Raw genomic sequence first — 11,675 nt, 5'->3', positions numbered from 1 at the left:
TTCCGTTTCTTTTCCTTAAGGGAAACTGGCGGACATTCCGGGAAACTTTCCAGATACCTGTGTATTTTTTGAGAGGTCAGAGACATGTCGGAGCCCACACCACTTTCTTCGCAAAGTGCAGCGCAACAGGGAGTGTCTCAGCAGACATTGTCCGAACTGGCTGCGGCCATGAGCGACACGCCCGCGCCGATTTATCAGCGCGTGAAACAGGCGATCATCGGGCAGATCCGTGCCGGTGTCTGGAAACCGCATCAGCGCGTGCCTTCTGAAAGTGAACTGGTCAATGAACTGGGCGTCAGCCGCATGACCATCAACCGTGCGCTGCGCGAACTGACCAGCGAGGGTTTTCTGATTCGCATGCAGGGCGTCGGGACGTTCGTTGCCGAAGCCAAGGCCTACACGCCAATGCTCGAAGTGCATAACATCGCCGATGAAATTGCCCAGCGCGGGCACCGCCACGACAGCAAAATTCTGGTGTGCGAAGCCCGTCTGGCCGACGCAGAACAGGCGCTTCAGTTGGGTATAGCACCGGGCGCCATGCTGTTTTACTCGCAGATTGTGCACTATGAAAACAATGTGCCTGTGCAGATTGAAGACCGTTTTGTAAACCCGGAAACCGCGCCGGATTACCTTCAGCAGGTGCTCAATAAGCAAACGCCTTACACCTATCTGATGGAAATCGCACCGCTGACTGCCGGTGAACACCGCGTTGAAGCCATCGGTGCCAGCGATGAACAGCGCGAACTTTTGCAACTCAGCGAGCATGAGCCGTGCCTCTTAATTCATCGCCGTACCTGGAGCGGCAGCCGCGTGGTGACTTCTGCGCGCCTGATTTATCCGGGCTCCCGCTACCAGCTGTTCGGACGTTTCACCAGCCACGGCTGATGCCCTTTCATGCTGCCATACCCTAATCGCGGCCGTTCCGGGCCGCTATGCTTTCGTTTAAATTTTGGAAGACGTCTCGTAATAAGAAAAAACTATCGCTGGCCGCCTTGCCGGTTCCGCGGTTATGCGTTAGGTTGACTTTAGTTGTCTATACAAGATGAATTCAGCCTGGAGCCTGTCATGCCGGTAGCACTTTCCCCCCGTTTGTCTTCCGAACCGCCCACTCACTGTGACAGCGTATGGCGCGGTGCCACGCTCGTTACCATGATAGACGGGCATTACAACCTGATCGAAAACGGCGCGATTGCCGTCACCGGCGGCAAGATTGTCTGGACAGGCAGTGCCGCGGATTGCCCGGCCTTTTCTGATGCAAAACAGCACGAGTTTGACGGCGGCATCATCACGCCGGGTTTTGTCGACTGCCATACGCATCTGGTGTTCGGGGGCGATCGCAGCGCTGAATTTGAACAGCGTTTGAACGGTGTAAGTTATGCAGAAATCGCGGCAGCAGGCGGCGGAATTATCTCGACCGTCAACGCCACGCGTGACGCCACAGAAGATGAACTGCTGGCGCAGGCGTTATTTCGCCTCAAACCGCTGCTGGCTGAAGGCGTTACCTGCGTTGAGATTAAATCCGGCTATGGCCTGAGCGTGGAAAGCGAGCTGAAAATGCTGCGCGTGATCCGCAGGCTGGGCGTGATATTGCCGGTTGAGGTGAAATCCACCTGCCTTGCCGCGCACGCCCTGCCGCCTGAATTTAAGGGCCGCGCCGATGACTATATAGACCTGATTTGCGACACGTTACTGCCGGTGGTCGCCAGCGAAAACCTGGCCGATGCGGTGGATGCGTTCTGTGAGCATCTGGCGTTCTCGCCGGATCAGGTTGAACGGGTATTTAAGGCTGCTGCGGCACTGGGTTTACCGGTCAAACTGCATGCGGAGCAACTTTCTTCGCTGCACGGCAGCGCGCTGGCAGCCCGGCATCACGCACTCTCCGCCGATCATCTTGAATACGCAACGGAAGACGACGCCAAAGCCATGGCTGCCAGCGGAACGGTCGCCGTGTTACTGCCGGGTGCCTATTATTTGCTGCGCGAAACGCAGTGCCCGCCGGTAGCGCATTTCCGCCAGCATAACGTGCCGATGGCGCTGGCAAGCGACGCTAATCCGGGAACCTCTCCGGCGCTTTCGCTGCGTCTGATGCTCAATATGGGTTGCACGCTGTTTCGTCTCACACCGGAAGAGGCGCTTGCCGGGATCACCTGTCACGGCGCGAGAGCACTGGGATTACAGGAAACGCACGGCACGCTGGAAACGGGCAAAGTCGCTGATTTCATCCACTGGCCGCTGTCGCGACCGGCAGAACTGGTTTACTGGCTGGGCGGGCAGTTGCCCTGCACTATCGTTTATCGCGGAGAAATCCGGGGAGAATTTTGTTCATGAGCCTTTCAGCAGCTAACCGCATCACCGATCCTTACCATTTCATTCCCGGCACAGCACCAATACTGATCAGCATTCCCCACGCAGGCACACACCTGACGCCGGAAGTCGCCAGCGGGCTGAGTGATGCCGCCCTTCCGCTTTCGGATACCGACTGGCATATCCCGAAGCTGTATGACTTTGCCCGCGCGCTGGGTGCCAGCATTCTGGTCGGCCAGTATTCGCGTTTCGTGATTGACCTGAACCGCCCGTCCGACGATAAACCGCTCTACACCACGGCTACCACCGGTTTGTATCCGGACACATTGTTTGACGGGCGCGCCACCTTTAAACCGGGAATGACGCCGACTGACGCTCAGCGTCAGCAATATCTTGATGAAATCTGGCAGCCGTATCACCAGAAAATTCAGTCAGAACTGGCGCGGATGAAACAGGAATTCGGCTATGCGCTGCTGTTTGACGCCCATTCAATTGCCTCCGTGATCCCGCGTCTTTTCGACGGCCAGTTGCCAGATCTGAATCTCGGCACCAACAGCGGTGAAAGCTGTGCACCCGCGCTGAGTGAAATCCTCGAAAAAACCTGCCAGCAGCAGACGCGTTTCACCCATGTTCTGAACGGCCGCTTTAAAGGCGGGTACATTACGCGGGCTTACGGCCAGCCGGAAAACGATGTGCATGCCGTTCAGCTGGAACTGGCACAGGTGAATTACATGGAGGAAATTGAGCCGTTCAGCTATTCAGAGGACAAAGCCTCTGAGCTCCAGGCTTTGTTGAAGCCATTGCTGGCGGGGATGGTGTCGTGGGGATCGGAGAGGTATAAACAGGGCGCTGTTTAATCACGCTTTTTATCGCTGACGCTTGGTTTGATTGGATTGTATCAGGTGTAAGTTTCGGTTTCTCAATGGCAGTTATCACTCAGCGCCGGGTGCCGAAACCGACCAAAAGGGGAAAGTGCTTTTCCCCTTTTGGATTTCCCCACACTTTATCAACACGCGCTCCTTGAGGCCCGTTTGGGTGGCAAGCCAAGGTTATGAACTTGACCTCAGGCCAGCTCGGGCGATTAGCGCCCAATGCCCGCTCCGGCATTACTTAAAGTCCGCGTACGGCACCAACGGCTCTGGCGGCATATCCAAATCCCCCTGCCATCCGCTTAATGAATATCTCGCGTAGAGCAGATAGTGACTTGGCGTGTAATCTTTAGCCTGCTGGATGTCGATCCCGGCACCCACCGTCCAGTGGGAACTGACACGGCGTTCGACCAGCGCCTGAACCGTGTAACCAAACCCGGAACCGCTGCTGCCGGTTTCGACAGCGCCTTTGTCCGGCAGAGAATCAGGTACGAGATTCTGGATCGGATACCGCTTTTCATCGCTGGTGGATGAACGTGACCACGAAACCGAACCGCCCAGCTGCCATGACCAGTTTTCGGTGCGCTGGCGGTAATTCACCGGTACCGATAAAGAGAAATACTGCTGCGGACTGTAGTAACCACCTTGCCCCAGCGTGTAGCCGCTGAGATCTTTCTGGTAATGCCACAGCATGGAGCTGAGGCCGACGGTCGCGCGGCGGTTATCTTCGTTGATAACTTTGTAGTAATAGCCCCCCATCAGGCGTTCGCGGGTGTTGTCTTCGACGTTTTCACCCGTCAGCTGATGTGCGCTGACGTCTGCCCAGACGCCGTTTGCCAGCCCCTGATCGTAGCTCAGGCCCAGGCTGGCACCGGTCGCGCGTACGCCGCCCCAGGTGGTTCCGGTTCCCGGATCTTTTGCACCGGCAAAGGAAAGCAGTGAGCTTGAAACCGGACGGCGTGAAACGGTGGTCGTCCAGCCGATATCACCCCAGTCTCCGCTGTAGGCCAGCCCGCCGACCCAGTCAACGACCGGGAAGCCCAGGGGCGTAGTGCCCAGATCCCCTTTCCATTTGTCGTTTTCCCAGCCCGCACCAAGGCTGACGCCGTTGGCCGTCTGGCTGCGGTAGCTCCGGCAATTCTGATCACTACAGCTCCCGAAACTGGCTTCGTAGTTGCCGTTTTCGTTGTCGAACGTTCCCGCGTCCATACGCACCCAGTCGGCACGCAGGAATCCACGCCCCTGATAAACCGGCATATCCGCCTGGAACATGGTGGTATTAGCGGTGAGGTCGGATTTCCCCGGCGTCCCGCTGGAGGTCCAGGAATCGGTGTCCACCGTGAAGTTCACATCCTGCTGGCGGTAGAGGTCATGCGCGTCCGAGCGGATACCACGTTTCAACCAGTCATCGCTGGCGTTGTTACGGGTCAGACGGGTGTAACTGTCGTTGTCCTGCGGCTGTTTGTCGGTGATCCCGCTGGCAATCATCGCCTGTTCGTAATCCTGACGCGCCAGTTGCGGCTGACCGAGCTGTTGTTCTACGTTTGCCGCATTGCGGTAAATCAGCGCTTTGTCCTGCCCGGCAGGTTGAGTTCGTGCTGCGGTTTTCAGCGGTTGTAACAGTGCGGCGGCGCGTGAGGTTTCGCCCACGTCCAGCCACGCCATCGCGACACGCCGCTGCTGATTCAGGCTCATGCCTTTCAGATCGGCGGCTTGCAGCCGTTGTTTCGCCTGCGATTTGTTACCCGCCGCTAACGCGGTATCAATGCCGGTGAGGGTTTTATCGAGCTGAATGCGCTGCGCCATTTCGCGCATGTTGTCGTTCCACGTCGTTTCCGGCAGCGTATGCAGATGGCGAAGCGCCGCGTCGTCGCGGTCAGAACCGGAAAGATAAAGTGAATATGCGTAAACCTGTTCCGCATCCGCCGGGCGTTTTGCCGCAAGATGTGCGAAAGCGGCGTCTGCCTGTGCCGGTTCTCCGGCTTCACGCAGCGCATTGGCGTAGTGGTAGGTCGTCCAGACGTCATCCGGATTGAGTTTCAGGGCTTCGGCATAACGGTTCGCCGCCTGATTCCACTGGCGGTGAGCAACGTACTTTTCGGCCTGTGAGGTGACAATGTCACTTTGTAATCCACGTTGTTTATCAATCAGTTTGGCCTGAGATGCAGCCGGTAACGAATTGAGGTAATCGAGCGCTTTTTGCGGTGACTGACGCTGATAAATATTCACCAGCCCGCGCTGGGCGCTGCTGTTATCACGTTCCAGCCGCAGCGCATGCAAATAAGCCTGCGCGGCCTGCGGGTCATTTTTGCGCGCCACGGCGACATCACCGAGGCCAATCAGCGCCCACGGATCGCGTGAGTCGATGCGCTGCGCCTGTTTGTACGCCGCTTCGGCCTGATCAAGCCGGTTGGCTTTAAGCGCGTTGTCGCCCTGACTGATTTTCAGCCAGTAACTGTTGGTCTGGATCAGACTGGTCCATTTACCGGAATTATAACCGTCAGTTTCGGCGGCTTTGGCCCGCTCGAAAAGATTCAGCGCCTGCTGGCGGTTACCGGCGCGGGAATACGCCAGCCCCATTGCGCCCAGCACTTCGGCATCATTCGGTTTGGCCTGCAACGCCTGTTTAAGCGGAGCGATCGCGCCGGTTGAACCGCCGTTGCTGACCTGCGCCAGCCCGCGAACGCGCGCCTGATAATGAGGATCGGCCAGCAAACCCTGCTGACGCTGAAGTTCCTGCTGTGCCGCAATCACCTGCGGGCCGGTATCAAACGTGGCAATAAACTGTTGCAGCGCGTCAACGCTGGCATTGCTTACCGGCTGATCTTTGATTTTCGCCAGCCACAAATCAGCGGCGGGTGAACGCCCTTCATTGGTGGCGGCAATCTGTTTCACCAGAACCACGGCTTTGGCGTTATCGCCTTGTTCAAAGGCCATCTGCGCCAGCTGCAAACGCAACTGCACATCGCCTGGATACTGGTTATTCAGCGCCAGTAACTGCGCCTGTGCACGCGCTTTTTGCCCAGGAAGGCGGGCAACCAGTTGCCAGTATTCCACGGCCAGATCTAAGGTTGGCGGCTGGCCATCAAAGAGCTGATCGTACTGCGCTTTCGCTTCATCCAGACGCCCTGCCGTGGCCAGCAAACGCGTCTGCTGGAGTTTTTGCTGCATCTCCGGCGAGGCGATCTTCAGGCTCAGCTGCGCCTGACGGTATTCGTCAGAACCCGGCGCCACCTCTTTAATTCTTTCCAGCTGTTGCTGCGCTTTAACCTGGTCGCCTTCCCGCAGGGAAAGGCGAAGACGTGCGGACAACACTTTTGGATTTTTTGGATCCATTAATTCCAGACGAAACAGCGACTGACGCACCAGATCGTCCTGATGGCTGCCCTCCCCGACGCGGACCTGTTCCAGCAACCACTGCTCGGGGGAAACCACCGGCGCCGAAATTGACGGCGCGGCGAGCAGAGCAAGCCCGAGCGTCAGGGCCAGCCGGTTGAAAATAAACGGTATTCTACGACGCGTGTTCACAAGCCTATTCCTGGTCATCATCAGACAGACGACGACGCGCCAGAGAACGCAGGCCGGTCCACAGTAAGATTGCAGCAAGAATCACCACAATAACCGCCATCAGTGCCAGCAAGGCCGGATGGTTTGCCAGCGCATTCCACACGCGTTCCCACCACGGCAGATGGCCGACATAGTAGGTATCGCCGACTTTCAGGCTGCTCACGCCGGAATCGCGCACCACGGACACAGAACCAAAGACCTGCGCCCGTTGTTTCGCATCCTGCATTGAGGTGTTCAGCATCTCAAAGCCTTTCTGACCGTTGGCCATCAGCGCCACAACGCTGCGCTGGTCAAAGTAAGGGGACTGCAAACCGACGATGGCCGCAATCGGCCCCTGCGCACTGATCTGCGTACTGGTATCGACGCGCGCATCGCTGGCCGGTGCAGTGTTGTCCGGTAACGCAGCCTGACGGATTGGTGTATTGACCGCATCGCGTGCCGCATCCAGCAGCAGGTTGGCTTTTTTGTCATCACGCAGGGTGTCGTCGCGCATGCCCGCTGGCAGGTTGCCGATAACCAGTAAATCTGCGTCGGTGGTTTTCGCTTTTGCCGCGTCTTCCGTGAGGCTAACGCCAAGTGACGGATAACCGGTCAGTGCGCCGATATTACCCATCGCATCCAGTAATGTGGTGAGCTGAACCGGCTGCGGCTGCGGCTGAACCAGTACCAGCGTCTGTGACAAATCGGCCATGCGGCTGAACGGGAAACCGGCGTTGGCAAATGCGCGCAAATCCGGCATCGCCATAAAGTGACGGTAACCGGAGAAGTCGATGGTGGAACTGTCGTCGATCACGACGTGGTTTGGCACGGTGGTGTAGGTTTCGCAGCGCCCTTCCATTCCGCTCGCCAGCAGCGAGGTGTAATCGAAGTCAAAGCGCATCTGGTTTACCGCGCCGAGTTTAAGCGCCGGAATGTTCAGATCTTTGCTGCCGTCCAGCAGCCCCTGTAACAGGGACAAATGCAGAAGCTGCGATTCTTCGTCATGACCGGCTTTCAGGGTCAAATCCTGCACAAACTGGTTATTCAGGCTGATGCTCAGACGGGAGGTATTTTTCAGCTGCGGCGAGGTGTAGCGATATTTCAGGCGCATATCGATACCGGTGCTGTTAATCAGGAACAGGTCTGGCGGCAGATTGATGTTCATGGTGATCGGGTTCGGCTGGAGGCCGTCCGACTGCAACTGTTCCGCGTACTGTTTAAGTTCGCCGAAGTTCATCGGACGATCTGTCCGCACCCAGTTTGGCGCGTCGTAAGGCTGGCGAGGCTGGATATGATCAACGTTATCCACGCTTACGGTTTCGCCACGGAACAGGATATTGCCCTGCGAAATGCCTTTTACGGCAGTCAGCAGATCGTTGTCATCGCGCCCCAGAATCAGCAGCATTTTGACGTAAGGATTGTCCGCGCGGCTGACCATCTGCACGACCGGCCCTTTCACCGGCGGCATGTCTTTCAGGAAATCAGGACGTTTGTCGTTGGTGGCAAACACTACGGCGTGGTTGTCCGGCAGCTGGTTGTACAGCGTCGGGAAAGACTGCCCGCGCCACTGCGCTTTAGCACCAAACCACGACGCCAGAATGGCGGCCGCCTGTTGCTGGCTGGCGTCCGGAGACGCGGCAAATACCATCGGTAAATCCAGCGGACGGCTGTCGCGCGCATCAAAGAACGGCACCGGGAAATGCGCCAGATCGTTGCTGAGCGGCAGTTTCTGGTATTGCAGACTGAGCGAACTGCCCTTGCCGATTTCCAGCCACAGCGTGGTGTTGGCCGGATTTTCACAGACGTTCTGATAATGGCCGATAAACTCCAGCCGGATGCGGTTGAAGTCGGTGATGTAGCGCGGATCAATGACCATCTGTAAGTGATTTTTCTTGCCGAGCTGGTCTTTATCAATCACTTCAACGCCCATCAGCTGGTCGTTGAGATATACCTTGAGGTGCGACTGCACCGGAATTAATGACGGCGACGGCGTGAATTCAAGATTCAGGGTGGACTGCGTCACGACTTCGTCACTGCGCACACCAAATTCGATTTGCCCGTTGGGCTGAATACCGCGCAGGGTAATCGCGCCCGGCGTCGGAGCGACATCCGCAAACGGCAGCGTCACGTTGCGTACCGGCGCACCCGGAATAATCATCGGATTGACCGCCGGCGCAACCACCGGCAATAGCACCTGCGGCGCAGGCGTATTTTGTGCGACGTCAGGTGCCGGAGCATTGCCCGCGCGCGGCGGTGCCTGTTCGCTGAACGCCGGAGCCGCTGAACCCAAAGCCAATGTCATCAATGCGGATGCCATTAAAGTCGTCAAAGGAAGTCTTTTCATTGTTTAGTCATCATCAGGTTGGATTCATCAGGCTGAGCAGACAGCGGCGGATTGCGTGGGGCAAAGGACAGCAACCAGCAGCAAAACGCCTGGGTGCCGGAGGCCAGAGGGCGATATTTTTTCGGGGCAATGTCCAGCATCCGCAGATAACCGCGAATACCCAGCCCCATCACTTCGCGCAGGCTTTCCATAGGTTTGTCTTCCGGGAAATTGTCTTCACGTAATACCCAGCTGTCAGCGCGGGCAAAGGTACATTGAATGAAATCGATATGTTGTTGGGTGGTTAAAGGCTGAAGCTGCATGCCGATGCTTTTGCCAAATACACGGCTGATTTGCATCGGGAATGTATACTCCTGCTGACCACGATGAAGCAGTAACGTGACGTTGTCACCCGGCTGGAACTGGCTAGCACTCTCGGTTTCCAGCCCGACACCATTATCGGAGTAGTCCTGCACGGTACAGACATAAATATGCCCGTCCGGGCGCATTAATGACGCCGGCATTTTGGCTTCCACGCGGTGAGCCTGACGCACCTGTTTGGATTCGAATGCCACCGCGATCGCCCCACCCAGAATAATCATGTTGTAAATCACCCACGCCATACTCACCAGCACGGTAAGAATTTCGTCGGTGCGGCCATACATCACGCGGTAAATCCCGAAGAACAGACCGGCCAGATTAAGCAGCATCAGCACCTGATACGGGCGGCTGATTTTCCAGTCGACATACGCATGTTTGTTCAGGCCGCCTTTTGCCGTGACGTTAAAAGTCCCGGCGTGCGGATTAAACAGCGCGATGGTCGTCGGCCTGGCGATATACCACGCCAGCACGGTTTCGTAGATTTCATTCCAGAAGGAGTGGCGGTATTTCCCCTGCACCCGCGAGTTGGTCAGGCTGGCGTGGATCATGTGCGGCAGCACGTACAGCGCGATGGCCAGTGCAGGCGCGTAAATCACGTAAGCGTGCAGCAGCAGGAACGCCAGCGGCGCAGTCAGGAAGATCAGCCGCGGAATACCGGCCAGAAAGTGCATCATGGCGTTGGCATAACACAGCCGCTGCGCCAGTTTCAGCCCTTTGCCAAACAGCGGGTTATCTAGGCGGAAAATCTGCACCATCCCGCGCGCCCAGCGGATACGCTGGCTGACGTGCGCTGACAGGCTTTCTGTCGCCAGACCGGCGGCTTGCGGAATGCGGATATATGCCGAGCTGTAGCCGTGGCGGTGCATCCGCAGCGAGGTATGCGCATCTTCAGTGACGGTTTCCACCGCGATGCCGCCGATTTCATCGAGCACGTCACGGCGTAACACCGCGCATGAACCACAGAAGAAACTGGCATCCCACAGGTCGTTACCGTCCTGCACCAGCCCGTAGAACAGCTCGCCTTCATTTGGCGTGCGGCGCATGCGGCCAAGGTTGCGTTCGAAAGGATCCGGCGAGAAGAAGTGATGCGGCGTCTGCAACATGCTGAGATTTTTATCTTTAAAGAACCAGCCGACGGTCAGTTGCAGGAAAGATCGCGTCGGCACGTGGTCACAGTCAAAAATCGCCACCAGCTGGCTTTTGGCATATTTCAGCGCGTGGTTGATGTTCCCCGCTTTCGCGTGTTCGTGCGTTTCGCGGGCAATATACTGAACCCCGATTTCATGCGCAAAATCGGCGAACTCCTTGCGGTTGCCGTCATCGAGCAGATAAATGGTGAGTTTGTCGCGCGGCCAGTCCAGCCCGAGCGCGGCATACAGCGTCGGTTTCACCACGCTCAGGTCTTCGTTATAGGTAGGGATCATCAGATCCACCGTCGGCCACGTCGATACATCCGCAGGCATCGGCACCGGTTTACGGTTTAGCGGCCAGATGGTCTGGATATAACCGAGCACCAGCACCGTCCAGGAATAGGTTTCCGCACCCAGCAGCAGCAAGCCGCAAATCAGGCTAAGCGGATCATCCCAGTTTAACGTCGAGGTGTAACGCCACCATAAATAGCGGCAGGAAATGGTCAGCGAGAGGACTATCAGCATCAGCGCGGGGAATCGCCCCGGGATCCGCCGGATAATCATCGCAATGCTCCACAACAGCACCACGAAAACAAACTGCGCGATATAGCCGAAAGGCTGCGAAATACAGAACATCGCCAGCGTAATCGCTACCAGGCTGGTCAGGGTTATCAGTACGCGTTTGCCGAGGCGGTTCATTTTACCAATGCGGCGTGTGACGCGAATTTCCAGCGGGTTCTGTTTAACCTGTTTCGGCAGCGATTCCAGCCACAGAATGACTTTCTCGCGTAAACGTTGCGGCCATCGGGTGTAAACGATGCGTTCGCGCAGGCCGTCCGATGGAATAATTACCAGCAACCACAGGCTCTGAACCAGATAACGCAAAGGATCGGCCAGACGAGGTTTTGACGGTGAAAATTGCGGATACCAGCGGGTGCGCCGGGCTTGTACATTTTGCCAGGAAGGTGATTCAAAACGCAGAAACAGCCAGCATACAGCGATACAAAAGACCATCGTTCCCGAGGCCAGCCGTGAAGCACGACTGGCGCGATACCGCCGGTAGCGGTCTTGTAATTCAGACACCACCGGTGGCACGAGGAACAGGTTCAGCAGGCGGTTCAT

6 protein-coding genes are annotated in these 11,675 nt (G+C 57.1%); 3 read left to right on the top strand and 3 right to left on the bottom strand.

Annotated features, from left to right (window positions below):
- Positions 1–84 precede the first annotated feature (84 nt).
- The 3 genes from hutC to hutG all read left to right on the top strand — a co-directional run bounded on the left by hutC (position 85) and on the right by hutG (position 3,161).
- Positions 85–885 carry a histidine utilization repressor gene (gene hutC, locus GW579_RS03065; protein ID WP_152326179.1) on the top strand — a complete coding sequence of 267 codons (801 nt, stop codon included), beginning with the start codon at positions 85–87 and terminating at the stop codon, positions 883–885.
- 180 nt (positions 886–1,065) lie between these two features.
- Positions 1,066–2,328 carry an imidazolonepropionase gene (hutI, locus tag GW579_RS03060; RefSeq protein ID WP_152326178.1) on the top strand — a complete coding sequence of 421 codons (1,263 nt, stop codon included), beginning with the start codon at positions 1,066–1,068 and terminating at the stop codon, positions 2,326–2,328.
- Positions 2,325–3,161 (top strand): N-formylglutamate deformylase, encoded by an 837-nt coding sequence (gene hutG / locus GW579_RS03055; RefSeq protein WP_165057470.1) that lies wholly within the window; start codon positions 2,325–2,327, stop codon positions 3,159–3,161. The genes hutI and hutG overlap by 4 nt, the downstream gene beginning before the upstream one ends.
- A gap of 249 nt (positions 3,162–3,410) precedes the next feature.
- Here hutG and GW579_RS03050 read toward each other — a convergent pair whose 3' ends face one another.
- The 3 genes from GW579_RS03050 to bcsA are packed head-to-tail and all read right to left on the bottom strand — an operon-like array spanning position 3,411 to position 11,675.
- Entirely contained in the window at positions 3,411–6,701 is a 3,291-nt protein-coding gene (locus tag GW579_RS03050; protein WP_165057468.1) for a cellulose synthase subunit BcsC-related outer membrane protein, read from the bottom strand.
- 4 nt (positions 6,702–6,705) lie between these two features.
- The gene (bcsB, locus tag GW579_RS03045; RefSeq protein ID WP_165057466.1) at positions 6,706–9,063 is read right to left on the bottom strand and encodes a cellulose biosynthesis cyclic di-GMP-binding regulatory protein BcsB; all 2,358 of its coding nucleotides are present in this window, start codon (positions 9,061–9,063) and stop codon (positions 6,706–6,708) included.
- Positions 9,060–11,675: a UDP-forming cellulose synthase catalytic subunit gene (bcsA, locus tag GW579_RS03040; RefSeq protein ID WP_165057464.1), complete on the bottom strand. Its 2,616-nt coding sequence runs from the start codon at positions 11,673–11,675 to the stop codon at positions 9,060–9,062. The genes bcsB and bcsA overlap by 4 nt, the downstream gene beginning before the upstream one ends.

Origin of the sequence: Rahnella contaminans (genome assembly GCF_011065485.1) — a bacterium.
GTDB classification, from domain to species: domain Bacteria; phylum Pseudomonadota; class Gammaproteobacteria; order Enterobacterales; family Enterobacteriaceae; genus Rahnella; species Rahnella contaminans.
Note: the sequence above shows the minus strand (reverse complement) of the source record. Positions and strands in the feature narration are given on the sequence as shown.

What these genes read in the sequence shown, in the direction of transcription:
- hutC (WP_152326179.1), top strand. Translation starts at nt 85, where the DNA reads ATGTCGGAGCCCACACCACTTTCTTCGCAAAGTGCAGCGCAACAGGGA.
- hutI (WP_152326178.1), top strand. Translation starts at nt 1,066, where the DNA reads ATGCCGGTAGCACTTTCCCCCCGTTTGTCTTCCGAACCGCCCACTCAC.
- hutG (WP_165057470.1), top strand. Translation starts at nt 2,325, where the DNA reads ATGAGCCTTTCAGCAGCTAACCGCATCACCGATCCTTACCATTTCATT.
- bcsB (WP_165057466.1), bottom strand. Translation starts at nt 9,063, where the DNA reads ATGAAAAGACTTCCTTTGACGACTTTAATGGCATCCGCATTGATGACA.
- bcsA (WP_165057464.1), bottom strand. Translation starts at nt 11,675, where the DNA reads ATGAACCGCCTGCTGAACCTGTTCCTCGTGCCACCGGTGGTGTCTGAA.